The sequence below is a fragment of the Aequorivita sediminis genome (assembly GCF_032080575.2).
Lineage (GTDB): Bacteria > Bacteroidota > Bacteroidia > Flavobacteriales > Flavobacteriaceae > Aequorivita > Aequorivita sediminis.
The window spans coordinates 192,745-219,727 of the sequence record NZ_JAVLSO020000004.1 but is presented as its reverse complement, the minus strand read 5'-3'; the positions used below and the strand labels follow the sequence as shown (position 1 = coordinate 219,727).

22 protein-coding genes and 1 tRNA gene are annotated in these 26,983 nt (G+C 35.9%); 9 read left to right on the top strand and 14 right to left on the bottom strand.

Annotation, left to right across the window (positions count from 1 at the left end; all coding sequences use genetic code 11):
• Positions 1-103: 103 nt before the first annotated feature.
• Positions 104-1,492: a dipeptidase gene (locus RT250_RS09415; protein ID WP_313114313.1), complete on the bottom strand. Its 1,389-nt coding sequence runs from the start codon at positions 1,490-1,492 to the stop codon at positions 104-106.
• Positions 1,493-1,686: 194 nt separating this feature from the next.
• On the opposite strand from RT250_RS09415, the gene RT250_RS09410 reads away from it, so the two are divergent.
• Both RT250_RS09410 and RT250_RS09405 read left to right on the top strand, forming a co-directional pair.
• Positions 1,687-1,768: transfer RNA gene (locus RT250_RS09410), tRNA-Leu, on the top strand.
• A 267-nt stretch (positions 1,769-2,035) separates the two neighbouring features.
• Positions 2,036-2,548: an NADPH-dependent FMN reductase gene (locus tag RT250_RS09405; RefSeq protein ID WP_313114311.1), complete on the top strand. Its 513-nt coding sequence runs from the start codon at positions 2,036-2,038 to the stop codon at positions 2,546-2,548.
• A 206-nt stretch (positions 2,549-2,754) separates the two neighbouring features.
• On the opposite strand, the gene RT250_RS09400 is transcribed toward RT250_RS09405, so the two are convergent.
• The 6 genes from RT250_RS09400 to sbnA form a co-directional block, all read right to left on the bottom strand.
• Positions 2,755-3,285 (bottom strand): T9SS type A sorting domain-containing protein, encoded by a 531-nt coding sequence (locus tag RT250_RS09400; RefSeq protein ID WP_313114310.1) that lies wholly within the window; start codon positions 3,283-3,285, stop codon positions 2,755-2,757.
• Between the two features lie 21 nt (positions 3,286-3,306).
• On the bottom strand, positions 3,307-3,975 hold the full coding sequence (locus RT250_RS09395; RefSeq protein ID WP_313114308.1) for a hypothetical protein: 669 nt from the start codon (positions 3,973-3,975) through the stop codon (positions 3,307-3,309).
• Between the two features lie 317 nt (positions 3,976-4,292).
• Positions 4,293-5,216: a ClpXP adapter SpxH family protein gene (locus RT250_RS09390; protein WP_313114307.1), complete on the bottom strand. Its 924-nt coding sequence runs from the start codon at positions 5,214-5,216 to the stop codon at positions 4,293-4,295.
• Between the two features lie 420 nt (positions 5,217-5,636).
• The gene (locus RT250_RS09385; protein WP_313114305.1) at positions 5,637-7,079 is read right to left on the bottom strand and encodes a type III PLP-dependent enzyme domain-containing protein; all 1,443 of its coding nucleotides are present in this window, start codon (positions 7,077-7,079) and stop codon (positions 5,637-5,639) included.
• On the bottom strand, positions 7,079-8,788 hold the full coding sequence (locus RT250_RS09380; protein ID WP_313114304.1) for an FAD/NAD(P)-binding protein: 1,710 nt from the start codon (positions 8,786-8,788) through the stop codon (positions 7,079-7,081). Before RT250_RS09380 ends, RT250_RS09385 begins: the two co-directional genes overlap by 1 nt.
• Complete coding sequence (gene sbnA, locus RT250_RS09375; RefSeq protein ID WP_313114303.1) at positions 8,779-9,762, bottom strand: 2,3-diaminopropionate biosynthesis protein SbnA; 984 nt, start codon at positions 9,760-9,762, stop codon at positions 8,779-8,781. The genes RT250_RS09380 and sbnA overlap by 10 nt, the downstream gene beginning before the upstream one ends.
• Before the next feature lie 528 nt (positions 9,763-10,290).
• Between sbnA and RT250_RS09370 the strand changes: the two genes are divergently transcribed.
• Positions 10,291-10,647 carry a winged helix-turn-helix transcriptional regulator gene (locus RT250_RS09370; protein ID WP_313114301.1) on the top strand — a complete coding sequence of 119 codons (357 nt, stop codon included), beginning with the start codon at positions 10,291-10,293 and terminating at the stop codon, positions 10,645-10,647.
• 60 nt (positions 10,648-10,707) lie between these two features.
• Here RT250_RS09370 and RT250_RS09365 read toward each other — a convergent pair whose 3' ends face one another.
• The 7 genes from RT250_RS09365 to RT250_RS09335 all read right to left on the bottom strand — a co-directional run bounded on the left by RT250_RS09365 (position 10,708) and on the right by RT250_RS09335 (position 18,107).
• Positions 10,708-11,880 (bottom strand): MFS transporter, encoded by a 1,173-nt coding sequence (locus RT250_RS09365; RefSeq protein ID WP_313114299.1) that lies wholly within the window; start codon positions 11,878-11,880, stop codon positions 10,708-10,710.
• A 55-nt stretch (positions 11,881-11,935) separates the two neighbouring features.
• Positions 11,936-12,667 carry an MgtC/SapB family protein gene (locus RT250_RS09360; protein WP_313114296.1) on the bottom strand — a complete coding sequence of 244 codons (732 nt, stop codon included), beginning with the start codon at positions 12,665-12,667 and terminating at the stop codon, positions 11,936-11,938.
• Positions 12,668-12,734: 67 nt separating this feature from the next.
• Positions 12,735-13,982, bottom strand: a complete 1,248-nt coding sequence (locus RT250_RS09355; protein ID WP_313114293.1) for an amidohydrolase family protein — start codon at positions 13,980-13,982, stop codon at positions 12,735-12,737.
• A gap of 262 nt (positions 13,983-14,244) precedes the next feature.
• Positions 14,245-14,625, bottom strand: a complete 381-nt coding sequence (locus RT250_RS09350) for a nuclear transport factor 2 family protein (RefSeq protein WP_313114289.1) — start codon at positions 14,623-14,625, stop codon at positions 14,245-14,247.
• 2 nt (positions 14,626-14,627) lie between these two features.
• Positions 14,628-15,197 carry a YceI family protein gene (locus tag RT250_RS09345; protein WP_313114287.1) on the bottom strand — a complete coding sequence of 190 codons (570 nt, stop codon included), beginning with the start codon at positions 15,195-15,197 and terminating at the stop codon, positions 14,628-14,630.
• Between the two features lie 125 nt (positions 15,198-15,322).
• On the bottom strand, positions 15,323-16,837 hold the full coding sequence (locus RT250_RS09340; RefSeq protein ID WP_313114285.1) for a catalase: 1,515 nt from the start codon (positions 16,835-16,837) through the stop codon (positions 15,323-15,325).
• A gap of 229 nt (positions 16,838-17,066) precedes the next feature.
• Entirely contained in the window at positions 17,067-18,107 is a 1,041-nt protein-coding gene (locus tag RT250_RS09335) for an endonuclease/exonuclease/phosphatase family protein (protein WP_313114284.1), read from the bottom strand.
• Positions 18,108-18,207: 100 nt separating this feature from the next.
• Here RT250_RS09335 and RT250_RS09330 point away from each other — a divergent pair, with 100 nt between their 5' ends.
• The 6 genes from RT250_RS09330 (at position 18,208) to RT250_RS09305 (ending at position 26,914) form a co-directional block, all read left to right on the top strand.
• The gene (locus RT250_RS09330; RefSeq protein WP_313114282.1) at positions 18,208-19,677 is read left to right on the top strand and encodes a T9SS type A sorting domain-containing protein; all 1,470 of its coding nucleotides are present in this window, start codon (positions 18,208-18,210) and stop codon (positions 19,675-19,677) included.
• Positions 19,678-19,852: 175 nt separating this feature from the next.
• A complete protein-coding gene (locus RT250_RS09325) occupies positions 19,853-21,292 on the top strand; it encodes a pyridoxal phosphate-dependent decarboxylase family protein (protein ID WP_313114279.1) in 1,440 nt (479 codons plus the stop codon).
• Positions 21,289-22,506 (top strand): BaiN/RdsA family NAD(P)/FAD-dependent oxidoreductase, encoded by a 1,218-nt coding sequence (locus tag RT250_RS09320; protein WP_313114277.1) that lies wholly within the window; start codon positions 21,289-21,291, stop codon positions 22,504-22,506. The genes RT250_RS09325 and RT250_RS09320 overlap by 4 nt, the downstream gene beginning before the upstream one ends.
• Before the next feature lie 82 nt (positions 22,507-22,588).
• Entirely contained in the window at positions 22,589-23,632 is a 1,044-nt protein-coding gene (locus tag RT250_RS09315) for a T9SS type A sorting domain-containing protein (RefSeq protein WP_313114276.1), read from the top strand.
• A 164-nt stretch (positions 23,633-23,796) separates the two neighbouring features.
• Positions 23,797-26,580: an aconitate hydratase AcnA gene (gene acnA, locus RT250_RS09310; protein ID WP_313114275.1), complete on the top strand. Its 2,784-nt coding sequence runs from the start codon at positions 23,797-23,799 to the stop codon at positions 26,578-26,580.
• Between the two features lie 7 nt (positions 26,581-26,587).
• Positions 26,588-26,914, top strand: coding sequence for a hypothetical protein (locus RT250_RS09305; RefSeq protein ID WP_313114273.1), 327 nt, complete (start codon positions 26,588-26,590; stop codon positions 26,912-26,914).
• Positions 26,915-26,983 lie beyond the last annotated feature (69 nt).

Below are 26,983 nucleotides of genomic sequence, written 5' to 3'. Positions count from 1 at the left end.
ATTTACTAGCTGGGGAATTTGCGATTGGGTAGTATTTATAAATAATTAAACCTGACAAATTTTTGAAACCTGTCAGGTCTAAAATATTTTTTTTAATGATTTATTACTTACTCATTTCAGTAAAGTAATGGTAGAACTGAGGGATAGTTTCAATTCCTTTCAAATAATTCCAAACGCCAAAGTGCTCATTTGGAGAGTGGATAGCGTCGCTATCTAAGCCAAACCCCATTAAAATGGTTTTACTCTTTAACTCTTTTTCGAACAGTGCAACAATAGGAATACTTCCTCCGCTGCGTTGTGGAATTGGTGTTTTTCCAAACGTTTCTTCATAAGCTTTTTCTGCAGCTCTATAGCCTAAACTATCTATTGGAGTTACATAAGCTGTTCCTCCGTGATGAGGTTTAACTTTTACCCGAACACCTTTTGGAGCGATACTTTCAAAATGATTTTTGAAAAGTTCGGTGATTTTCTCCCAGTTTTGATCCGGTACTAAACGCATGCTTATTTTAGCAAAGGCTTTACTTGCAATTACCGTTTTTGCTCCTTCGCCTATATATCCACCCCAAATTCCATTTACATCCAAGGTTGGGCGTATAGAGTTTCTTTCATTTGTTGAATAACCTTTTTCGCCATAAACAGAATCGATGTCTAAAGCTTTTTTATAATCTTTTAAGTTGAAAGGAGCCTCAGCCATTTTCTCGCGTTCTTCTTTTGAAAGCTCTTCCACATCATCATAAAATCCTGGAATGGTAATGTGATTATTCTCATCGTGTAGCGAGGCAATCATTTTAGCTAAGACATTTATAGGGTTTGCCACAGCACCTCCATAAAGGCCACTGTGAAGGTCACGATTAGGCCCTGTAACTTCTACTTCAACATAACTCAAACCACGAAGTCCGGTAGTAATAGAAGGTGTGTCCTTAGAAATCATCCCAGTATCGCTAATTAGGATAACGTCATTAGCAAGTTTTTCGCGGTTTCGGCTAATAAACCATCCTAAACTTTCACTTCCAACTTCTTCCTCACCTTCAATCATAAACTTTACATTGCACGGCAATTGGTTGGTTTCTGTCATATATTCCAACGCTTTTACGTGCATATACATTTGCCCTTTATCGTCACAACTTCCTCGAGCAAATATGGCGCCCTCAGGATGAAGCTCAGTTTCTTTAATAACTGGTTCAAACGGTGGACTTGTCCATAACTCCAACGGATCTGGTGGTTGTACATCATAATGACCATATACCAAGACGGTTGGTAAGTTTTTATCGATTATTTTTTCACCATAAACAATTGGATAACCTGGAGTTTCGCAGATTTCAACTGAGTCACAGCCTGCTTTTTTAAGTTGAACTTTAACAGCTTCCGCTGTTTTTAGCACATCTTTTTTATAGGCAGGGTCTGCACTAATTGATGGTATTTTTAATAGTTCGATTAATTCGTCTAAAAATCGATCTTTATTTTCTTCAATGTAAGATTTCGCGCTTTTCATTATATTATATTTCAAGATTTGCTAAAGTACGAAACACCACTGAAACAGCGTACTAAATAGTGGAAATGCTGTTTGGTTTAACTAAGTTTTAGGAGATTTTAAAATTTTTAAAAATTTTTATTTCAAAAACCAAAATCTTGTTTATATTTGCACTCCTTTTACAAAGAATCCTAAGTATTGTAAAAGATTAAAATGCGGGCGTGGTGGAATTGGTAGACACGCCAGACTTAGGATCTGGTGCCGCGAGGTGTGGGAGTTCGAGTCTCCCCGCCCGCACGTAATGAAAAGCTGACTGTAAAAAGTCAGCTTTTTCTATTTATATAGTTAAGTGTTTTAGTTTAATTGTATGAACTCAAAGAGTCAGTACATAGAGCTTCTCTACGAAAGTAGGGAAGCTTTTTATTTTTATCTACTTTGTAAAAGAATGTTACGATAATAATTGCAGAAGTAGAAGCGAGAGTTGTTATAGTATTTTATGATTGAAGGCTACATAGTCTCAACAATATATATTTTCGTAATTTGTCTTGACTAAAAGTAAAACTCATGCGAATATTAGGAATATCTGCTTCTGCAAGTATATCTAGCAGTAATTTTTATCTTCTAAAAGCAATTCAGCGATTGCTACACGATAAAGATGAAATGCAAGTTTTTGAGGGTCTACAAGATTTTGATTTGTTTAGTCCTTATAGATTAACAGTGGGCATTCCTATAAAAATTCTTGAGTTGAAAGAAAAAATTGATGCTGCTGAACTGATAATCGTTGCAACTCCCGAATACACGCATAACATCCCTGCAGTATTAAAAAACCTAATGGAGTGGTGCACTGCTTCTGGGGAATTCGCACAAAAAAAAGTTCTTCCCATAACATTTACACCCTACGAACCTAGAGGAGAACACGCAATGACATCATTATTGCAATCGTTGCAAACAATGAAAGCTAAGATTGAAACTCAGCTTCCGCTTTATAAAACAGACGTAGAAATTAAAGAAAATCAAATTGTATTACCGGCAGAAATTATAGAGCTTTTAAATGCTGCCATTGACTTGTATCGATAAATTGAAATCACCTCAATTTTCACTTGTTTCCGCAAAATTGAACAGTTCTTCGGTGGGAACTATCGGCTTCAACTGCTGGTATTCTCCAACTTTATGCTGTTTATGCCTTTAAGCTTACGGTAATTGACGGAAAAGGCAAATAAAAAAGCCGTCCCATTTAGAAAAGTGAGACGGCTTTAAGCATTAAAAAATTTAATTTGTTGCTATTAGTTTTTTACAATTTTCAGGGTTTCAGTAAGTCCACCTTCAAATGTTGCTTTCACTAAATAGATACCTGATTTAAGAGTGCTTAAATCAATTTTTCCTTGTGAAATAGTGCTTGAATTTAGCATCATTTGCCCAATTATATTATAAACCTCAATCGACTCTACAGTTTTCTGTGATTGAATAGTTAACATGTTGTTTACTGGATTTGGGTAAAAATCAAATTCAACTGATGTGAAATCAGAAACGTCTAAGGTTTCACATTCTCCTGCTACGAAAAATATTGATTCTGCTTCTAATGGCATCCAGCTAGCACCTCCATCTTCAGACAACATGGTAATGGCACCATCTGTGCCGTTTTCTGTAGCTGCCCACCACACAGTAGAAGGTTGTGGAGTAGTGATTTTTGGTTCTAACCAATAAATTCCTTCTGTAAAAAGAACAGTTTCGGTTAAATCAAATACAACGTGATAAACAGGTTCGTCGTATAGTGCGGCGTAAGCTATAGCAGATGTTACATCAGCTTCAATCACCTCAATTATTTCGCCTGGTATTCAATTATTATTTGCTCTAATATTGAAAACACCGTGATCTGGAACTTGAACTTGATTTGTGCTAAGAGAAATTTGTTGAAGTGCAAAAGTAGTATTTGCTTCAACTGTAAAATCATTAGCTACAAATGTATTTGGATTAAGCGGATCTAAATTAAATGCTGCATCAACGCTTGGAGCGATGCCCATCCCTTGGAAGCAATCAAAATCTGGTTCTGGAACAACTACATCTCCCATACAATTTACTTTTATACTTACAGTAGTCGGTCCGCTTGTTTCATATAAATCGGCAATAATATAATAAGTTGTCCCTTCAACTAATTCTATATATTCCGAATGCTCTCCCGTCCAGTAAAAACCAGTGATATTCCCAGCCATATTACCACAGGCGTTCATAATCATAAAATCTGCATCACCTTCCCCTTGATCTAGATCCATAATGTGTAAACCCGAGGCGGTAGCGGTAAATTCAAATACTTGCTCCGATCCAGTATAGTTATAAGGCACATTAGAATAATTTGTCCAGTATCCCGCATTAGGAACCAAGTCGGCAGTATATTCGGTGTCGCAAGCTATTACGATTTTCTCATCGCAAGGTGGATCATTTAGTACATTGCCTTGGTTATTTGCAGTATTTGCGTGCAAAGTCATACCTGACAAAAGTGTAATCATTAGAAGATTTAAAAATCTTTTAGAGGGTAATTTTTTAAACATTGTAAAATAGAGTTTTTTGTTAACAGGGCGTAAACTTAAAGAAAAATTGCCGTTCTGCAATTGGTTAATAAAATATTTCAGAAAGCCTTTTTTCTATACCATCGATAACTTCTATCATCTTAATGATACCCTAATAAAACCAACACTTTGGGCAGGAAAATAGAAGGTGCGTGATTCAATATACTTGAATTATTTTTGAATATGCAGATTTTAAAAAAACGGTAAGCTTTTTTAAGCCTACCGTTGGATATACAATTATACTTTCTAAATTCAGTCTATTTTACTTTCCAAATAGAACCGTTTTTAGTCGTTAGTTTTTCTAAAGAACCTTTGGTTGTAAGTTTGTTCAGTACGTTTTCACTTTCATCTCGAGGAGTGCCCGAAAGTTCAGAAAATTCCTTAGCTGTAAGTGTAGGGTAGATAGCAAAAAGTGATTCCCAATTTTTACTGTATTCGCTTTTCAGGATATTTGGATTCGTTTTTAATATTGCCATTTCATAAAAGGCATACGGCCTAGCGCCGTAAACGGTTTCTTTATTTCCTTCGTTATCAACTACGAAAACAGTAGGGAACCCTCTCACACCATATTCTCTGGCAGCTTTTAAATCGTCTTGGAATAAAGTTTTTGCGTTTCCTTCAAAATCTGTTTTTAATTGTTCAACATCAAGACCAACTATTTTAGCAGCAGTAGCTAAATGTTCCCATTTGGCAATATTTTTCTTTTGTAAGAAAACCATCTCACGAATTTCACGCATAAATAAATTGGCTTTCTCTTTATCTTGCATTTGCGCAGCTTTATAAGCAATAGAAGGTGGGTAAGACGAATCTAATGGGTCTTCTAACCATAAATCCCCGTCTATAGGCATATCGTAATAAACGCTTACCTCGTCCCAATGTGATGCAACATCAGATGGTTTTCCTATCCCCCCACTGTTATAACTCCAATCGGGTAAAAGACCTCCCATTCTGTATTCAATTTCTATAAATTCTCCGTATTCTAATTTAAGCTTTCGAAGCTGAGGTTCAATTCCCCAACAGGAAGAGCAAATTGGATCTGTAAAATAAACCAACTTTACCGACTTTTTAGAAGCTTGAGCCTTTATTTCTGTTGGATCCTGTACATCATCGCCCGGCATTTCGCACATCCCTGTTTCTGGATCGCAAAGAAGCGGATTGTTTTTTATCTTATCGTTATTCATAATATTGTTTTTAAATTGTTGTGTTTTTACATGAATTATTTAATACGACCTATCTGACTCATATTTAAGCTATTATGCTTATAAATTTGAATACAAATATACTAATATTTAAGTGTATTTTTGATATGCGTTTCCTTTTGGGAAGTGCTTTCCTGCAGGAAACTACTTTGATACTTTCCTCGAAAAAAATTAAAATGAACAGCAGATTTTTGTGAAGATGTTGTAAACTGTACTGAATGTCTTGCTCACAATTCTAAAATTGAAGATATAAAAACATGCAGACCACAAGAATGCTTACTTGCGATTAATTTTAATAGGAATAATAAGGTTTTTTAAATCGCAAATTAATCGAGTTAATAATTATTGAGATAATACATTTTCGAAAGTAGATAGTTACTTTACATACCCTAGGTTAATAGCTTAATCTAATTTAAAATCTGAAATCTTAAGGTACTTTGTTTCCATATTATTGAATGTTAAATTGTTTGATAGGTTAAAAAGATGTGCCTGTCTTTCATAAAAATGCATTAAATAACCTGCTGTATTTACAAATACAACTATGTCACCAATTTCTGGAATTTGAGGAACTTCGGAAACCTTTTTAAGAATGATATCCTGTTCTAAACAGTAGGCACCTGTAAAATATACTTTCTTCCACTCTGTGTTGTTTTCAATAGGCTTTTTATAAATTATATATGGATCTAATAGAAAGTCAGAACTAGCGCTTTTAAGTTGAGACATATTCATTTCCAACCCGATTAAATTACGACCTTCGCTATCTTTTTTCCTATAATTCACCCTAGCAACTGTGATACCTACTTGTTGCAATAGTGATCTTCCAGGTTCAATTCTAAGCTGCAGATTGTGTTTATTTAAGGATTGAGCAATAGTTTCACCATTGTTCTGGAAATCTAAAATTTTCTTGATAAATGACTCTGTATGTATTTTATTGAAATATGGATAAGTGTTTAACGCACCTGAAAGTTTTCCGTCTAAATTGTCGTAACCTAAACCGTCACGTCTAAAAGTAAGTTCCTCGTTCTCTCTGTGCATTACCTGAGATTGAAGTTCAGCTTTAAATGTTTCTAATTGCGCCTCATTTTTAAGGTAATTCATGGTAATTCCGCCACCTATATCAATAAATTTTATCGGGAAAGAATTCTCCTTCATGTATTTAGTGAGTTCAATGGTCTGCAACAACGCTTGACTTCTTTCTATGGTAGAATATCCATTTAGATGGAAGTGTAATCCATAAATCTTAAGGTTTGGAAATCTTTTATTGTTTATAAAATTATCTTTGATAAAATCTTTAAACGAATCAATATCAATACCGAAACGACTGTAAAGTTTTTGTTCGTTAACCCAGAATCCACTTATTCGAACACCTATATGTGCAACTTTTCCAGCTGAGCCTGCAATTTTATCGTACAATTTAAATTCATCCTCGTTATCTAAAATAACGGGTACCTCGTGAGCTAGTGCTAATTTAAGTTGATTCGGCGTTTTGATTGCTGATGTTAATACTAGATTACTTCCGTTGCCACCTTTTTCAATGGCCTGATTTAATTCATTGTAACTAGCGGTATCAATACCAATATTTTCTTGTAGGGCTGAGTCTATTAAAGTAGCAGTTTTATTAGCCTTGCGTGCAAAATAGATCTGTCCATCAAGATGATAGTTTTTAAAGAGATCTTTATATGCGTTAATGTTGTTTTTAAAAGATGTAAGATTAAGTATATTAATGGGAGAATCATACTTTTCCAACAATGCGTGCATTAAATCGTTTTGGGCAAACAAATCGTGCATCCATTGTGAGGTAATTGGTTCGAGAGGTAAGGTTTTATTGGCTTTAAATACGTTCATTATTTTAAAGTTTTACAAAGGGCATTAGCCCAAGTTGAAGCAAAATTATTTCGAGTAGTATTTAGGGTGTCATTATCAAAGGTAATACCTTCAGTGGGTGTGCCATATAAAAAAATATTACTGTTTTTTGAATATACTACTTTTCCAATATTATCTATATGAATTGTGCCAGTTTTATATTCTTCATTAATAAATTCTCTACCCATATTATTTTTGATTAAGCTATCAAATAAAATGCTTTCACGACAACTTTTTCGAGGAATTCTGGCGTTTATCATATAGTCGATTTTCGATTCTTTCTTTCCTTTAGATAGTAGGAAACTTTTATCTGATTTTACAACTGTGGGATTTGCGCCAAAGGATAAATCTAGTAAGCCAGTGGCAGCAATAGCATACATTTTTTTAAAATTTGATACTGGAGGTCCATATGAAGTTCGGTTAAACAAATTGAAGTAATAATTATCGAAGAGTTTATGTGATTCTCCATCAAGACCACCAAAACTATATAATTCATTAAATAAATTGCTAATACTTCGCCACGTTCCTAGGGCATTTAGATAAGCACTATTCGAAATACCTTTTTCACACTCATCTATAAAAAATCTGCACAATGCTAAAAAAGTTTGATGATTGACAGGAGTACCATTATAAGGGTCTTCTACCATATTCCAACTGAATCTGATTTCAGAAGGAAATGCTTTATGAAATTTTTCTATTTGTATTTCAACTTGTTTAAAGTCTTTGTGATATTTTAACTCCCAATCATAATTATTAAAAAGAGTGTGATAATAATTGTAGCAATATTCTTGTTTAATTAAGGGCAACAATTGTCTCTCAAAATTTATTGGTTTCCTTGTAGAAATATTTTCAATTGTAAAATAATTTGGAGTTCTCTTTCTATCTTCATTGGGCAATCTGGGAACGCTAGGAATTCCGGTTCTTGAAAAAGCATATATTTTAGTTCTAAAATTTTCTGAAGGTTGATAAGTTAATGTATCATTATCAGTTAGAAATTTTCCACCTTGACCTTCTGTTAAATAAAGCAAGGTATCGATAAATGTGAGACCTAAACCTTGAATACCTATCTTACTGTCATTTGAAAGATGATTGAGTTTTTCGTTTAACGGGTATACAAAGGGCACTTCCGCAGCTGTTTTCGCTTTCTCATTAAAGGAAGCACCGGCTCCTAAATGACCTGTGGTACACATAATACTAAAAAAAAGAGTATTGAAAACCCCTTGATTTTTGGTGGTGATCTTCAAGGCATCTTTTTCAATACCAATAGCCGTTACAATATCTTCAATTTCAATAATCTCGATATTTGAAGGGATGGATTCTTTTAGCTGTTTATATCCATCTATAAGATATTCGCCTACTATTTTTCGAGGAGCATAAAATGATTTAAGAGTTTCAGGATAATTTTTTGCTAACCAGGATGTGAAATTTAAGGCTTCATTCACTATGGAAGGAGGTAGCTGTCTGTTCCAGATATCGATTTTATCGTTAGGAAAATTCATTATTAAATACTCAGGCTGCTGGGTACTATACACATCACCTGCGGCATAACTATTCGAGCTATTAAATAAATATATCTTTATAGAACGCGTAATCTTATAACTACTAATAGTGGCAAGCAATCGCTCTAATGCATAAAATCCTTTCGGTCCTAATCCTACTATAGCAATATTAACAGGGTTTTTTACTCCCATTTTGAAGTTAGATCTTTAATTTTCTCAGGACTTAATAAGAATTGTTTTTCAATCCAATCTTTATTGTAAATACTATCTATATAGCGTTCACCATCATCTGCTACAAGCATAACGCATTTAGAATTTTCTGGTAGTTTATCGGCGTAGTTTTCTATAGCAGTCAACGTTCCGCCTGTAGAGCCTCCTGCAAGAATGGCCTCATGGAGAAGAAGCTTCCAACACCCTTTGATGCAATCTAAATCACTTACTTGTACATTATCATATATAAGTTGAGTATCTAAAAAAGTTGATGGAATACTGGCTCCATGACCAGCAATTATCCTTTTCTCTGGTTTTTTTCCAAATAATACACTTCCTTTAGCATCTACAGCAATTACCTTGGTAGGTAGTTTATTTTCATCAATATATTTTGCAAAACCCATTAATGTACCACAAGTGCTTACCGATAAAAATATATAATCAGGCGCTTCTTTAAATTCCTCAAATATTTCTTTTGCTGTTGCGTAATAAGTTTTAGGGTTTTGTTTATTCTTATATTGATTAGGCCAGTAGGAGTTGGGAGTGTTGTCTATTAATTGTTGAACACGCTCCAACCGCGCACCTAAAAAGCCGCCAGTTTTGTGGGGCTTTTTAACCTTCTCAATGGTAGCGCCGTAAACTTTTAGAATATCGATAGTGCTTTTTTTTGCATTAGGATCTACCACTACAATTAAGTTTAAACCATAGTATGTGCACAATTGAGCCAGCCCTATAGCCATGTTTCCAGAACTAGATTCAATAACAGTATCACCTTGTTTTATTAATTTATTTTTAAGCGCCCAATCTATCATGTTTTTGGAAGTGCGAGATTTGAGACTCTTTCCTGCATTTAGGTATTCTAGCTTACCATATATTGCAATTGAATTAACTTTACTTAAATTTTCGAATTTAACTAAAGGTGTGTTTTTAATCGTCTCTAATAAATTATTTAACATTGGAATTTTACAGCTATCATTTAAAATTTATAAGGTATACAAATATAATCTAGTTGGTTTAATGCCTTTAAACATTATCAAAATGTTAACTAAGTTCGAGCAAATCATTACTTTACGCACAAATTCCATAAAAGGGTCAGTGTAGAAGTTTTTAAATAATATTGGAGGTTATACAATACCGATGTTCCACAATAGTGGGAAAAATTCTATTCTACAATTTACGAACGTCTTAAGAGTGCTTAGAAATTATTAATTGTGAGTGATAGTCTCTTATGGAAGTTCGTTATTTCTAAATTTATCAATCATTAAATTGCTTAGAAATATAATTATTTGAAAGAGATGTCTTTTTATTTAATCGTGTTTCTAGGAACTGCATTAATTGTTTTTTTGATTACCTCAATCATAATAATATCAAAGTATCCTATTAATTAAGTGTATATTTGATATGTATTTCCTTTTGGGAAGTGTTTTCCTGTAGGAAATTACCTTGTTAGATTTAAGTTGTAATTGTTTAATATTTAAATTGAAATGAAAAAGAAAGCACAGATAAACGACACCCCTGTATGTCAGGTTAGGATGCAAGCTATTAGTGATACGATGAGTATTTTATCTGGGAAATGGAAGTTTCATATTTTAGGAACACTAATAGAGGGTGACAAACTTGGTTTTATGGATTTGATGAGAGAAATAGAAGGGATAGGATCCAAAATGCTATCCAAAGAACTTCAAGACCTTGAAATGAATCATTTGGTTAGCCGAACTGTTATGGATACAAAGCCTATAACCGTAGAGTACGCCATTACAAAATATGGTGCGACACTTTCACCACTTATTAATGAATTGGCAAAATGGGGAATTCAGTACAGGCAATCGGTGCATGGATAATAAAATCAATTTCTCGCTATTAATTCTATATGTTCTTATTTATTATTTTATTTCATAAAATTAATTCAAAGCCTTTTTAGCAAAAACTGAAATTATAATTCCAGGTAAGGATAGTACAATTGCTAGGTAAACCAGACTCATTGGAGAGTAAATTCCCAATAGTAGGCCGGCAGCAGATGATGCAATCATAATTGATAGGTTGAAAACTGAAGATTGAACCGATGTAGCCACATCTTTAGCAGTTTCTACTTGTCTACTCACAGCTGCCTGTAGCAAGGTTACTAATGGCCCAAAGGAAACTCCCCATAGAAAGAAGGCGAAATGTCCAATTCCAGTGGCACCTCCAAACATCAGAAAAATAACCATTGAAATTATAATCAAACCAAACATTGCTATGGTTAGCAATCTCAAGTATTTATCGGTGTATTTTATAGCTATTAAGACTGAAATTAACGAACCAATTCCAAAAAATAGCAGTGCCATTTCAACACCTCCAGCAAGCTGAATTTCATCCACAAGACTTGTGATATACACATAAACGCCATAGTGTGCTACTACTCCGAGTAAGGTAAGTAACAATATTATTAACACTTCTGGTATTTTTAGTAATGCAAATGGCGAGGAGCTTTTAGTTAGTTTTTCTCCTGGAGTTGAGGGCAATGCAAAGAAACTTATAATTGCAATAACAAGGATAAATGCACCAAGCCCAATAAATTCTGTTCTCCAACCATAGTCATTCCCGATGGTTGTCATTATCGGCATCCCAACACTAATCCCTAAAGTTGTTCCTGCCATAATTACTGCAATCGCCTTTCCGTGATGCTTTTCATCTACCAACCGCATTCCATAAGCAGCAATCATTGGCCACATAACTCCAGCACAAATACCCCCAATAACTCTAAGTATTATAATTATGGTGTAATCGTAAACCAGTCCTGAAATAATGTTGGAAATAGCAAATCCTCCTAACAAAAGAAGTAATAAATATTTCCTGTTGAATTGCATTGTCAAGGAAATAAGCGGAATTGCAAAAATAGCAGAAGCTATGGCATAATACCCAACTAAATTCCCTGTCTGAATTTCGTTGATATTCAAATCGTCCATCATAAGGGGTAAAACCCCCGAAGGCATCAATTCAGAGAGAATTCCTACAAAGGTTACAGACGACATTAAAATCATTATCAACCACGGAAAAGCACTTTTAGTTTTTTCCGCAATATTTTGTTTGCTCATAGTTTTATTTTTAATTCTGTGAAATACACAAATAATTTAATAGAATGAGTTGGGGCTAATATTCTGTTTCTCGCCCTACTAATTTCCACCCTGCTCGAGTTACTTCGAGTTTCATAGTAAGACCTGTAACCAAGTATTCCAATAAGTTTTCTTGTTCGCCAATAGTGGCCACTTCTATTTCAATGACTACTTCTTCTGTATTAGATTCTAAAGTTTTTCTATTAATTGAACGTACCAATAATTGATCGTTAGTTTCTATATGATTTAATAACCAAAATCGAACATTTGCTTCTGTACTCACGGGACATTGGATAGAAATCTGGTAGTAAGTTTCTTTAACTCTGGTTTTTCGATAAGCCGAAATCTTTGATAAACGAACACTTATGGGTCTTAAAATTAAGTGAGATAAAACCACGGCGATGGTGGTAATTAAGGCTTCTAGCAAAAAGCCCATCCCTGCCAATGTTCCTACTGCTGCGGAACACCATATGGTGGCTGCGGTATTTAGTCCTCTCACATTAAACCCGTCTTTCATTATAACCCCAGCACCAATAAAACCAATACCCGTAACAATTTGCGCCGTTACTCTCCCGGGATCTCCACCCGCTAGGCTATATAAGTCTATAGATAGCAATACATACGAAGCAGCGCCAATCGCCACTAAGGTATTGGTTCGCAATCCTGCGTTTTTTTGTTGCCACTGTCTTTCAAAACCAATAATTCCGCCTAATATAAAAGCAGTGCCAATACGGAAAATGTATTCTGATAATTCAACAAATCCATCCATAATACCTTTGAGAAATTAGTGGTTTGAAACTATAATGATTTTCCTAAAAGCAGTGAATACGATATGTTTACAGATTCAATGGCAGGTCGTATTCTACCTCCTTGCGACGGAATAAAAACTCACCATTTCGAACCGAAGCCAATACGTCTACTCTTTTTCGAATGGCTTCATACACTGTAGTTTCGTTCAGTACAATAAAATTGGCTGCTTTTCCTACTTCTAGACCATAACTATCTTGAATATTCATACATCGTGCGCCGTTGTAGGTAATCAAGTCAAAACTTGTTTTTATCTCTTCTGGCGACATGGTTTGTGCGAGGTGAATTCCGTTATCTAGAATATTCATCATGTTTCCATTCCCCATTGGGTACCACGGGTCGTTTATGGAATCTTGTGCGAAAGCAACATTAATTCCTAATTCTAGAAACTCTTTTACTCTAGTTAATCCACGACGTTTTGGGTAGGTGTCCTGTCGACCTTGTAAATAAGCGTTTTCGGTGGGACAAGCAATAAAGTTTAACTTACTCTTTTGAAACAGATCCATCATTCTAAAAGCATAGGAGTTATCTGCCGAACCAAAGGAACAGGTGTGACTCGCGGTGGTTCTAGTGCCGTAGTCCTCCATAAGAACAAGTGCATTCAGTAACTCCACAAAACGCGAATGGGTGTCATCTGTTTCATCGCAGTGAACATCAATCATTTTATCGTATTTCAGTCCGAGATTAACAATGTCGTGAACAGATTTCTCTCCAAATTCCCTAGCTGGTTCGTAATGTGGGATTCCTCCAACAACATCAGCCCCCATTTTTAGGGCTTCTTCTACGAGTTCTAATCCTCCTTTATAAGTGTACATTCCTTGCTGCGGAAAAGCCACAATTTGAATATCGACAGTATTTTTTAGGTCTTCTTTCATTTCAAGCATCGCTTTCAACGCCGTGAAATTTGGGTCGGTAACATCTATATGCGTTCGAATGTGCTGCACCCCTTGAGAAACCTCATCGTGAATTCCTTTCATTGCAAGTTTTTTCACACTTTCAACTGTCAAGGTTTCTTTAAACTTAGGCCACAGTTCTATCGCTTCAAATAAGGTTCCTGAGCCCGCGCCTTTTTGCCCAAGTTCCGATAAAGTGTAAACGTAATCCAAATGCAAATGAGGGTCAACATAAGGAGGTAAAACTAACTTCCCACCTAAATCAATTTCTTCGTCACATTTAGGTAAATTTTTCCCGATTTGGGCTATTTTACCATTTTCCACAATCATTTCAGTAGCTTCATCATTGCGATAGATTTCCGCATTAAAAAACTTTTTCTTCATTATACATTTATTTAAAAGTTAATACTATTAAGTAATGCCCAAAATTTAAAAATCGCTTATATAATTGGCGTTAGGACAAGTTAACAATCTAAGCCTTAAAGATGAAATTGGCAATGATAAATGTCATACAATATATTGATTGTAAGTTAATTGTTGTGTTTTGAAATACCATTTTTAAAAGAGTTGAAAATATAATTAGATAAAAATACCTAGTGCTATAAACTGCTAGCACTAGGTTTATTTTTAAAAGAAAACACAAAGTTTACGCTACCTCTTCCGACGTAGCAAACTCTTCCATTTTTGTAATTAATCTGTTTTCAACGGTATAAATTTGAACCCATTTTTGCTTTAGTTCTCTTCCCGAGCGCTTAACCTTTTGATGTTCTTTTCCTAACACCACAACCATATTGTCTTCAACAATATATTGCTGAGGTTCAAAATTGATTATTTCAGTCCTTTCGAGAATATTAGTAAAAAAGGTTCTAACGCCTTCTTTTTTTCCAAAAGTTCCGGCGGGAATTATCTGGGTTCCGTGATAAATCCAAACCGTATCTTCGGAAACCGTGTCTACTATTTTTTCTACATCTCCTTCACTGAAGGCTTCGAACATTTTCTTGACTACTTCTATTGATGAATTTTTCATAATTATTGTTTTGCAAACTGCAAGTGAACAACAATAGTTACATCTTTTCCAACACCTGCAGCAGTTGGGTCGAAATTGATGTTGTAGTCAAATCTATTAATGGTGGTTTTGGCTTTCATTCCTAATTTTTCACCTTTATCACTCTTAACAGTTCCTCCATAATGCACATCAAAAATCACATCTTTAGTAACGTCTTTAATAGTTAATTTACCATACAACAAATACTTATCTGGCTTTCCAGTTGCTAGAATTTTAGTGCTTTTGAAAGTCATGTTAGGGTATTTTTCAACCTCAAAAAAATCAGCACTTCTCAGGTGATTGTCTCTATCCGTTACATTGGTGTTTATACTGTTTACTTTTACAGTAAAATCGAAGTTTGCATTATTTAGCGCTTCTCCATCGGTAGTTAAGTTTCCTGTGTATTCTAAAAAGTTACCGTTTACAATGCTAATTCCTGAATGGGAAATATTAAAGTTTAGCGAAGAGTGATAAGGATCGACTTTCCATTGTGTTTGTGCAAATGAACCTATGGTAAAGAGTGCAATTGCAATTAGTGATATAAATTTTTTCATAATATCTAAATTTTAAAGGTTATTAAATGTTAGAGAAATATTTAAAGTTAGCATAAATGCCATAAATAATCGAATATCGACCATCTATGGCATTTGCTTTTATTGTTGCTATTTTTTAAAAAGCACTATCCATTACTTGGTCCGGGTGCCCATTTGTTATAAGGAGTCATATCAAAGTTATTTACCTCATCCATCGTTAAATCAAGTGCTTTTGCTACACCTTCGCCATATTCTGGGTCGGCTTTATAACAATTTCTGATATGTCTTATTTGAATAAACTTCTCGGCTCCTCCAACTTGTGCAGCAGTGTTTTTAAATAAAACATCAGCTTTTCCATCCGCTTTAATAATGCGGAATAAATCTCCAGGTTGGGTGAAGTAATCTTCATCATCATCCCTAAAGTTATGAGCGTAAGCATCACCACTCAATTCTAAAGGTGGTTCTTGGGCGTGAGGTTGTTCTTGCCATTCGCCATAGCTGTTTGGTTCGTAATGTTTTTTTGCACCGTAATTGCCATCTACTCGCATAGCTCCATCTCTGTGATATGCGTGATAAGGACATTTAGGTTTGTTCACGGGAATCTGATAGTGATTTACACCAAGTCTATACCGTTGCGCATCTCCATACGAAAACAATCTACCTTGAAGCATTTTATCTGGAGAGAAGCCAATTCCAGGAACGATATTTGTCGGATTAAATGCAGCTTGCTCTACATCTTGAAAGTAGTTTTCAGGATTTTTATTTAGCTCAAATTCCCCTACAGGAATTAAAGGGAAGTCCTTTTTAGACCAAACTTTCGTTAAGTCGAAGGGATGAAAACGGTAGGTTTTTGCTTCTTCTTCCGTCATTACTTGAATAAACATCTTCCATTTTGGGAAGTCATTGTTTTCAATGGCATCAAAAAGATCTCTTTGAGAAGATTCCCTGTCCATACCTACAATTTTTGCCGCTTCTTCATCGGATAGGTTTTCTATCCCTTGTTGCGTTACAAAATGGAATTTCACCCAATGTCTTTTATTGTCTTTGTTAATAAGGCTATAGGTGTGGCTGCCAAAGCCGTGCATATGTCTGTATCCTCTTGGAATACCGCGATCGCTCATAATAATTGTTACTTGGTGAAGTGCCTCAGGTAATAAGGTCCAAAAATCCCAATTGTTATTAGCGTCCCGCATATTTGTCTTTGGGTCGCGTTTTACAGCGTGATTTAGATCTGGAAATTTCATCGGGTCGCGGAAGAAAAACACGGGGGTATTATTACCTACTAAATCCCAGATTCCTTCCTCGGTATAAAACTTAAGTGCAAATCCTCTAATATCTCTTTCTGCATCTGCAGCACCTCTTTCTCCAGCCACGGTAGAAAAACGGCTAAACATTTCTGTTTTTTTTCCTACTTCGCTAAAGATGTCAGCTTTTGTGTACTGTGAGATGTCGTGTGTAACTGTAAATGTTCCAAAAGCCCCTGAACCTTTCGCGTGCATTCGTCTTTCTGGTATAACTTCTCTGTCGAAGTTTGCCATTTTTTCAAGAAACCAAGCATCCTGCATTAACATGGGTCCGCGGGGCCCAGCTGTTTGTACATTTTGATTATCTGGAACAGGAGCTCCTGTTTGCCTAGTTAATTTAGGTTTTTTCTTATCCATTACATTAGTTTTAAGATTGATTTAGCCAATGAAGTTACGAAAATTCCTAAACTTTTCAACTGACATAAATCAGTTTTAAACCCTTTTGAGTTTTAAAACGTTAGGTTTTGGACATTAAATTCACTGTTCTGGCTTAAACCTTTTATGTTTTTGAAACAAAGTAAAATTTTGAGGTAGCTTAATAGAGTAACTACAGCATGTAAGCACTATAATTTTTAAAGAAAAGGATTTATTCGTTATCCTTTCCTTCCTCGATCAATTCTTCAATTTCGTCTTTGTCATCCCCATTAAGTTTAGGGTTTTTTGGAGGGGATGCTTTTTTTTTATGATGAATTTCATAGTACATCGCAAAGTGGTCGCTTCCAAAGTTGTTGGAACGTATCATTTTACCTACGTACAAATCACGGGTGTGAAAAAGATGGTCTAGAGGAAACCTTAAAAAGAAATAATCTGCGTGAAAAGTAGAGAAAAAACCACGCCCAACCCGAGGGTCTATCATTCCTGTCATTTTTTTGAAAAGTCGTGTTGTGCGGCTCCAAACTACGTCATTCATATCGCCACAAACCACCGTCGGCTTGTCAATATTCCTAATTCTCTTTCCCGTAAGCATTAATTCGGCGTCCCGTTCCTTAGAAGTTTCATTTTCTGTAGGACTTGGAGGAGCCGGGTGAAGACAGCAAAAGAAAATAGGCGAATCTTTATCGGTATAATAGTCGAAAAATATAGAAGGTTTATCGTCTTCAATCTGATATTTTACTTCAACGTTTTTTACTTCAACTTTAGAATAAAGATGCATTCCGTAAAAATTTTCTAAAGGAACTTTCACTGTAAATGGGTAGTCTTTTTCAAGTTCGGAAAGTCCATTTTCCCAATCCTTGTTGGATTCCATCGTGAGCACTAAATCTGGATCAAATCGTTTTACCTCTTTCAGGAAATCTGAATAGCAATTATTGGTTTGTAAAACATTTCCAGCTAAGATAGAAACATATCCGTCTGTAGCATCGTGCGATCTTCTTCTTGGAAAAAGTGAACTGTATGGTGTTATTTTAAAAAGTTGGTAGATGATGCTTGCAATAAGCGTAAAAAGTAAAATCCAACTAAAAGTAGTGTAGTTATCTTCAGTGTAAATGAAAATTCCAAGAAGGATTAATTGTATAACAACCGATTGAAGTCTTACAAAATCTGCAGTACGAAAAAACCAATGAGGATGCCTAGTAGCCGGAAAGAAGGGGCTAATGATGAAGAATATTGTAATAATATATAATATCATATTTCAAAGTTAGTCAATTTGTAGCGATGTAATAAGATTTGAAAATTCTTTTTTACCTAGTCGCTACTACCTATTTTTACAAGCAATAAAAATCTATAAAATGAAAAAAATTACCCTTACAACGTTATTAACTTTTTTTGCGTTTGCCATAACATTCGCACAGACCTATACAACTCCCAACACAGGAGTTACTTGGACCTTAGACGATATTGCGGCTGCAAGCCCTACTACAATTACTGTTTCCGGCAGTGAGTATACCCTTTTAGAAAACTTAGAAATTGCTGAAAATGATGCCGTAATTATCGATACAGACTTAACCCTTTTGATTGATGCGGACTTATTGATTAAAGTGTATGGAGCATTTACAGTAAGCGCTAACGAAGTTACAATTACAGCTTTAGATGAAGCTGCTCCTTATGAAGGTTTTCGTTTTGAAGAGTTTTCAGAAATAGATATTAAAAATTCAACAATATCATACGGAGGAGGACTTCGAGTGTTAACTGAAACTTTTTCTATTGACAATTGTACGATAACAAATAATGTTTCTGGAGCTACTTCAAGTGCTGTTATTCAGCTTTCTCGTGGGATGGCACAGATTACGAACAACCTTATACAGTTTAATGAAAATCCTGCGGTTGGATCTGCTGCAAACTCTGGGGTTTCTCCTTATATCTATAACAACTATATTGAAGGAAATAATACCGATAATGCTAACCGTCCGCAAATTAATATCGGAACTACATTAGCAAACGAGCCTTTGCAGATTATTCAAAATACAATCATCGGAGATTCTAATTTAACCATGGTTGGAGGTATTGCAATTGCAAATTTTGTAGGTGCAAATGTAAATGCTGTTATTGAAGATAATGTTATTCAAAACAATAGATACGGGATTACTATCATGGGGCCTGTAGATGCTGCTTTAATTAAAAACAATCTAATTGAAGACAATAACACTCAAGGAGATCCTGCTCTTGGTGGAAGTGGAATTAATATTCTTACAGGTTCTGCTAGAAATGAAGTAGTAGTTACAGGTAATACATTACGAAGAAATATTTGGGGGATTACATTACAAGACCAAGCTACAATTAACCTTGGGGATGAAATAGACAACCCAGGAGGTAATGTGTTTTCTGAAAATGGAAATGGTGGTGTAGTTTATGCGCTTTATAACAATACAGCTAATCCAGTAATGGCCAAAAACAACTGCTGGATTGAAGGGGAAGAGAGCACTGTGGAAGAGGTTGAAGATGTAATTTTCCACCAAGTAGACGATGCAACCTTAGGTTTAGTAACCTTCGATCCATTTGATTGTGGAGTTGCTTCAGTTAACGATGTAGCGGCTTCAAGCTTTAGCTTTTATCCAAACCCAGTAAAAAATGAAATTAACTTCAACAATATCTTTTCTTTTGAAAAAGTTGAAATATACGGAGTTCAAGGGAACTTAATCGTTTCAAAAAACATTTCTGAAGGGCTTAATACAATGCCAATCAACCTTGCTTCTGGACTTTATTTTGTAAACTTTAGTAATAATAATAACAGTGTTACTAAAAAAATGATTGTTCAATAACCGAAAAGAATGTCTGGTCGAGCCCAGTCTAGGCCTAATATTTTTAAGGACTAGTACAGCTGTTTTCTAAAATGCCTTGATGTAATTATCAAGGCATTTTTTATTGAAATAAACACTGTTTTTCCCTATCTAAAACAGTATTTTTGCACTTTGAAAAAAATAAAGAAAAAGACACGTGAAGATTCAGAATAAAGCGACATTAGAGTTAAGCCATGACGAAATGAAAAGTTATGGGTATGAGGTAGTTGATGCAATTGTAGATCATTTTTCTACACAGAATGAAAAGCTCCCTGTGGTTTCGGGTACAAGGAAAGAAATGGAGGCATTATTTCTAGAAGAAGCTCCTGAAACTCCATCCGACCCTAAAAAGGTGTTGGATTTTGTTTTGGAGGAGGTAATGACCAAAAGTAATATTGTTTCTCATCCAAAGTCGTATTCATTTGTGCCAGGGCCTAGTAACTATATCAGTGCCATGGCAGACAGCTTAACAGCTGGTTTCAATATATTCTCTGGTGGGTGGCAAGCGTCTCCTGCAGCCGCACAAATCGAAATTGTAGCTATGAACTGGCTTTTAAAAATGTTTGGCTTCCCTCAGAAAAAAGGGGGAGGAATTTTTACTAGTGGGGGTTCTATGGCCAATTTAACTGCCTTAGTAACTGCTCGAAGAGTAAAATGTGGCGACGACTTTAGTAAAGCTGTAATTTACCTTTCAGACCAAGCGCATTCTTCAAATATTAAAGCCATTCGCGTATTAGGTTTTAGAAAAGAACAGATTAGAATTATTCCTACTGATGGGGAGTTTAAATTCTCATTGAATAAATTAAAAAACGCTATTGCAAAAGATAGGTTGGAAGGGCTACAACCTTTTTGCTTGATTGCAACTGCCGGGACAACAAATACCGGAACGGTAGATCCGCTTTCCGACATTGCCAAAATCTGTAAAAAAGAAGATATCTGGTTTCATATCGATGGGGCCTATGGTGGTTTTGCTATACTTTCTGAAGATGGAAAACAGCTTTTAAAAGGAATTGGGAAAGCCGATTCACTTACTATAGACCCTCATAAATGGTTTTATCAGCCCTATGAAATCGGTTGTCTTTTAGTGAAAAATCACAAATGGCTTAAAGGAACTTTTACCGAAAAACCTGAATATTTACGCGATATTGAAGGCAATGAGTCTGAAATTAATTTTTACGATCACGGTATTGAGCTTACAAGACGTTTTAGAGCTTTGAAGTTTTATATGTCGGTAAAAACTTTTGGAATGGGTGAGTTCAGGCAGGCCATAACCTACAATATTAAGTTGGCAGAAGCAACAGAAGATTTTTTAAGATCGAGTAGCAATTGGGAGGTTATTTCACCAGCCACATTGGCGGTTATTAACTTTAGATACAACCCAATTGGCAACAAACTTTCAGAGAAAAAGCTTGATGCGCTTAACCAACGCATTTCCCAAAGTGTGGTTGATTCAAAACAAGCTTTATTGGTGACTACTGTTCTTAATGGGCAAATAGTACTAAGAATGTGTTTGATTAATCCTAGAACGACATTAGACGATGTAAAGGAAACTATCGCACTTTGCGAATCTTTTGCTGAAGGAAAATCCTTGTCGTGAAGCAAGCAGATGTCATAATAATTGGCGGCGGAGCTGCGGGATTTTTCACGGCAATAAACGCTGCGGAAAAAACCCCCCATCTTAAAATTGCAATTTTAGAACGTGGAAAAGACGTTCTTACCAAAGTTAAGATAAGCGGCGGTGGACGATGCAACGTAACCCACGCCGAGTTTCTTCCAAAAGAATTAACCCAAAACTATCCACGTGGCGAAAAAGAACTTTTAGGGCCGTTCCATACATTCATGACAGGCGATACCATTGAATGGTTTGAAAAAAGGGGCGTGGAACTCAAAATTGAAGAGGACGGCAGGATGTTTCCAGTTTCCAACTCTTCCCAAACTATCATAGATTGTTTTCTGTCAGAAACAAAAAGATTAGGGGTTGATGTACTGCTTAGTCAGCCGGTAAAGGAAATTCAGAAAAATGAAGGCCGATATATTTTAACTACTAGTACCGATACTTTTTCCGCAGAAAAAATTGTGGTTACCACGGGTAGTAATCCTAAAATTTGGAAGTTGCTCAAAGATTTAGGGCATAGTATAGTTCCCGCCGTACCTTCACTTTTTACATTCAACATCAAAGATAGTCGTATAGCAGATTTGCCCGGACTTAGCACAAATGCTTCGGTAAAAGTTTTAGATAAAAATGGTAAAACAGTTTTGGAAAGCGACGGGCCGTTACTAATTACCCATTGGGGTATGAGTGGTCCTGCAATTTTAAAACTTTCGGCTTGGGGCGCTAGAATATTAGAGCCTATAAAATACAATTTTACTATTGAAGTGAATTGGCTTAATACGCTTACGGAAGAGGATGTGTTGGATTCTTTGAAAAATTTAAAAATATTACAAGGCAAGCAAACAATTTATAAATACGCACAATTCGAATTGCCCAAGCGCCTTTGGCAAAGTATAGTAAAAGCAGCAGGCATTGCCGAAACGCTTACATGGGCTGAGGCAACCCGCGAGAATTTTCAAAATCTAGCCAATCAACTTACCGCAGCAATTTTTGAAGTAAACGGAAAGAGTACCTTTAAAGAGGAATTTGTAACAGCCGGCGGGGTAGATTTAAAAGAAGTAAACTTTAAAACTTTCGAAAGTAGGATTTGTAAAAATCTTTTCTTTGCTGGGGAAGTTCTTGATATAGATGCTATAACGGGAGGATTTAACTTTCAAAATGCTTGGACTAGCGGCTATATCGTTTCGCAAAACCTTTAATCTCTGTAACTTCTTTTCCTAAAAAATGATGACTTTTTAATACTCGTCCGATATATAGTTATAATCCTTAAAACTATATGTCATGAAAAAAATTCTTCTTTTTACTCTTATATTCACATTTATTGCAACTTCCGTCAAGTCACAAAATTTATTTGGGGCTGCAACAGATGTTTATGTAATGGAAAATTTTACCAATCCGGGCCAGTTTGGTACCATTCCACTTGCTGGACCTTATTATCCGTTAGGTACAGTGATTACTAATGATGCTCCTACAATGTTGGGAGGGGATTTCAACGATGCTGGAGAACTTTATACATTTATTTATCAAAATCCAGACTATGTATTGGGAATTGTAGATTTAACTACGGGAACTGTAAATAATACTGTTGCCGTATCCGGCAATGTAGGTGGACAATTTATAAATCAGTTATCTTATAATCCTACAAACGATACTTTTTACGCCTTGAGTGCAGATCCTAACAATAACTCTGGAACACAATTTTATGAAGTTAATATTTCCACTGGTGTACTTACGCCAATAGGTACGGGTACTGGCATTTTAAATGGTGTTGCTATGGAAATCGATAACAACGGGAAGGTGTATGTTGCCGATGCCAATACAGGAAATTTGTACATTGTAGATATTAACACAGGTGTGGGTAGCGTTGTGGGTAATATGCTTCCCAATGGCACATATCCGGTACGAAATGGTTTTTCTGTTGACCCTGCCACCAATGTGATGTATGCTGTTTTGCAGAATAGTGACGGGGTAATATGGAATAAATTCTATACAGTTAATCTTGCAAATGGTGAACTTACAGAACTTGGGTTTGGTGGCTCTAGACAATATAGCCTTTTCGCTATTAATGGTGAATCTCTTGGGGTAAATGAAAATAATTTGACTTCCGTAACTGTATACCCAAACCCGACAACTAAAATTATATACATAGAGAATCCTACCGAAGATGCATTTAATAGCGTTAGACTTTTTGACCTACTAGGCAAAGATACCGGTGCCGTTTTTAACAGTGGGGAGTTGAATGTAGAAAACCTAATGAAAGGTATTTACTTCCTTCATTTAGAAACTAAAAATGGCACAATTACCAAAAAGATTATAAAGGAATAGATTAAGCTATTGAATGTTGTGAAAAGAAGCTTCCAAGGAATTGTGTCTTAGGAGCTTTTTTTTATAGTAAATACCTTCTTTTTGTTAACACATTGTTAAACAAAAGTGTATTTGTGTAGGGATATTTAATTATGGTTAACTTTAGTAGTTAAACACTACTCACCATGAAACAAGATATTTACAACATTAAAAAATCGCTCGATACTTCAAAAGGTAAACTTTCTTACTACAGCCTTCCCGAGCTTGAAAAACAAGGACATAATATAAGTAAACTCCCATTCTCAATACGAATTCTTCTAGAGAATGCACTGCGGAATTACGACGATTTTTCGGTAACCAAAGACCATTTAAAAACAGTTTTAAATTGGACGCCAGAACAGAGTGAAAAGGATGTAGCCTTTAAACCCGCTCGTGTTTTGATGCAGGATTTTACCGGAGTTCCAGCGGTAGTGGATATTGCTTCCTTACGTGCCGAAATGGCTCGAAAAGGTGGAGATGCCTCAAAAATTAATCCGCTTATTCCAGTAGATTTAGTGATAGACCACAGTGTACAGGTAGATTATTTTGCAGCACAATACGCATACGATAAAAATATAGAAGAAGAGTATAGACGTAATAAGGAGCGCTATACATTTTTAAAATGGGCACAGCAATCTTTTGACAATTTTAGCGTGGTGCCTCCAGGGATGGGAATTTGTCACCAAGTAAACTTAGAATACTTCTCTAAAGGCGCAATCGCTCGCGACGGAATGGTGTTTCCAGATACCTTAGTAGGAACCGATAGCCATACGCCTATGGTAAACGGAATTGGAGTAGTAGCATGGGGTGTGGGCGGAATTGAAGCCGAAGCAGCTATCTTGGGTCAGCCAATCTATTTTATTAGTCCAGAAGTTATCGGTTTAAAACTTACAGGGAAACTTCCCTTAGGTTCTACGGCTACAGATTTGGTGCTTACCATTGCTAACCTACTTCGAAAATATGGAGTAGTAGGAAAATTCGTTGAGGTTTTCGGGCCTGGGCTTGATAATCTCTCTGTACCTGATAGAGCAACTATCGGAAATATGTCGCCAGAATTTGGATGTACAATTACTTACTTCCCGATAGACGATAAGACTTTGGAATACATGAGAAACAGTAACCGAAGTGAAGAGCAAATTAAGTTGGTGGAAGAGTATTGCAAGTCGAATATGCTGTGGCGTCAAGACGAGGATAAAATAGAATATACCGATGTTGTAGAGCTTGATATTTCAACAGTTCAACCTACAGTTGCGGGTCCTAAGCGCCCTCAGGATAAAATTCTTCTCAAAGATTTAAAAGAAAAGTTTATCGAGCTAGAACACGCTTCTTTTGGCAGAACGTACATTGAACCTTCTGAACGGGAAGAAGCAATTACCCGTTGGAAGGAAGAAGGGGGAAGTCAGCCAACAAAACAATCGCACAACCCTGCGCCAGATGTTGAAGTAGAGAAGGCCGAAATGAAAAATGGTTTAAAAACAGTTTGGATTTCTCAAGGAAATGAAAAATATATGCTTTCAGACGGGGCTGTTGCCATTGCAGCTATAACGTCTTGTACCAATACCTCAAACCCATTTGTAATGATTGGGGCGGGATTGGTTGCCAAAAAAGCTAGAGAACTTGGGATAGACGTAAAACCATGGGTTAAAACTTCCTTAGCGCCAGGTTCAAAAGTAGTAACCGATTATCTAGAAAAAGCCGATTTGCTAAAAGACCTTGAAGCGCTTCAATTTCACTTAGTAGGTTACGGGTGTACTTCTTGTATTGGTAATTCAGGACCTTTGCCACCAGAAATTTCTAAAGCTGTAGAAGAAAACGATTTAATTGTAACTTCTGTACTTTCCGGTAACCGAAACTTCGAAGCACGCATACATTCACAGGTGAAAATGAATTTCCTAATGTCTCCAATGCTTGTTGTAGCTTTTGCCATTGCTGGAAGAGTAGACATAGATCTTACAACCGAACCGCTAAGCTGCGATAGAAATGGTAAAAAGATATATTTAAAAGACATTTGGCCAACAGACGATGAGATACATGCAGTTATGAGTGAGGTGCTTACGCCAAAAGACTTTAAAAAGAATTACGACGAAATATTTGAAGGAAATGAAATCTGGAGAAACCTAGAAGTTCCAAAAGATAAGCTCTACCAATGGGAAGACGATTCTACTTACATTAAGGAAGTGCCGTTTTTTCACAATCTTTCAGACGACCCTCAACCGCTTAAAAATATTGAAGGAGCAAGAGCTTTGCTGATGCTAGGGGATAGTATTACCACCGACCATATTTCACCTGCGGGTGCTTTTTCAGAAGACTCGGCTGCAGGACAGTATTTAATTTCTCGTGGGGTTGAAAAGAAAAGCTTTAACAGTTACGGTTCTAGACGTGGAAACGATGAAGTAATGGTACGCGGTACTTTTGCAAACGTGCGCATAAAAAACCAATTGGCCGACAAGGAAGGTGGCTACACAAAATACCTCCCAACTGGCGAGGAAATGTCTGTATATGATGCTGCACAAAAGTATATTGCCGATAAAACTCCGCTAATCGTGCTTACTGGAAAAGAATACGGAAGTGGTTCATCTCGCGATTGGGCCGCCAAAGGAACAATTCTACTAGGGGTTAAAGCCGTTTTGGCAGAGAGCTACGAACGTATCCACCGAAGCAATTTAATTATGATGGGGGTACTTCCGCTAGAGTATGTTAAAGGTGAATCGGCTGCCTCGCACGGGCTAACGGGGAATGAAGTGTTTAGTATTTCAGGAATCGAAAACGACTTGTCGCCATTAAAGAAAGTAACAGTAACTGCCAAAACCGAGGATGGCAAGGAAATTGAATTCAAAGCTATTGCAAGACTAGATTCTCCAATTGAAGTTGCATATTACCAAAATGAAGGAATCTTACAATATGTATTGCGACAGTTTTTAAAACAGTAACCATAAGTTGATATTAATAGTACAATCAAAACTGCTCCGTAAAAATTTTAGCGGAATTACTATTTGGCCATTTGTGATTTTAAAACATCAGGAATTAAAGAATGATGCTATTTTATTAAATCACGAACGTATTCATTTGCGCCAACAAGTGGAGCTATTGGTTGTTTTTTTCTATATCTGGTACAGCCTTGAGTTTTTAATTCGCTGTATTCAATACCGAAATAGAAATCAAGCTTATAGAAATATTTCATTTGAAAGAGAAGCATATTACTATCAAAGTGATTTTGGTTACTTGAAAAAACGAAAGTTCTATGGGTTTTTAAAATTTTTATAAGTTTTAAAACTACCCTTGTAAACAACAAACAAATTTGAAAAGGCTATATAATTTTCAAACTACGAACTT

Bases quoted from the DNA above. Each gene is read 5' to 3' on its own strand.
- RT250_RS09415 (WP_313114313.1), bottom strand. From the start codon at position 1,492: ATGAAAAGCGCGAAATCTTACATTGAAGAAAATAAAGATCGATTTTTA.
- RT250_RS09405 (WP_313114311.1), top strand. From the start codon at position 2,036: ATGCGAATATTAGGAATATCTGCTTCTGCAAGTATATCTAGCAGTAAT.
- RT250_RS09395 (WP_313114308.1), bottom strand. From the start codon at position 3,975: ATGATTACACTTTTGTCAGGTATGACTTTGCACGCAAATACTGCAAAT.
- RT250_RS09390 (WP_313114307.1), bottom strand. From the start codon at position 5,216: ATGAATAACGATAAGATAAAAAACAATCCGCTTCTTTGCGATCCAGAA.
- RT250_RS09385 (WP_313114305.1), bottom strand. From the start codon at position 7,079: ATGAACGTATTTAAAGCCAATAAAACCTTACCTCTCGAACCAATTACC.
- RT250_RS09380 (WP_313114304.1), bottom strand. From the start codon at position 8,788: ATGGGAGTAAAAAACCCTGTTAATATTGCTATAGTAGGATTAGGACCG.
- sbnA (WP_313114303.1), bottom strand. From the start codon at position 9,762: ATGTTAAATAATTTATTAGAGACGATTAAAAACACACCTTTAGTTAAA.
- RT250_RS09370 (WP_313114301.1), top strand. From the start codon at position 10,291: ATGAAAAAGAAAGCACAGATAAACGACACCCCTGTATGTCAGGTTAGG.
- RT250_RS09365 (WP_313114299.1), bottom strand. From the start codon at position 11,880: ATGAGCAAACAAAATATTGCGGAAAAAACTAAAAGTGCTTTTCCGTGG.
- RT250_RS09360 (WP_313114296.1), bottom strand. From the start codon at position 12,667: ATGGATGGATTTGTTGAATTATCAGAATACATTTTCCGTATTGGCACT.
- RT250_RS09355 (WP_313114293.1), bottom strand. From the start codon at position 13,982: ATGAAGAAAAAGTTTTTTAATGCGGAAATCTATCGCAATGATGAAGCT.
- RT250_RS09350 (WP_313114289.1), bottom strand. From the start codon at position 14,625: ATGAAAAATTCATCAATAGAAGTAGTCAAGAAAATGTTCGAAGCCTTC.
- RT250_RS09345 (WP_313114287.1), bottom strand. From the start codon at position 15,197: ATGAAAAAATTTATATCACTAATTGCAATTGCACTCTTTACCATAGGT.
- RT250_RS09340 (WP_313114285.1), bottom strand. From the start codon at position 16,837: ATGGATAAGAAAAAACCTAAATTAACTAGGCAAACAGGAGCTCCTGTT.
- RT250_RS09335 (WP_313114284.1), bottom strand. From the start codon at position 18,107: ATGATATTATATATTATTACAATATTCTTCATCATTAGCCCCTTCTTT.
- RT250_RS09330 (WP_313114282.1), top strand. From the start codon at position 18,208: ATGAAAAAAATTACCCTTACAACGTTATTAACTTTTTTTGCGTTTGCC.
- RT250_RS09315 (WP_313114276.1), top strand. From the start codon at position 22,589: ATGAAAAAAATTCTTCTTTTTACTCTTATATTCACATTTATTGCAACT.
- acnA (WP_313114275.1), top strand. From the start codon at position 23,797: ATGAAACAAGATATTTACAACATTAAAAAATCGCTCGATACTTCAAAA.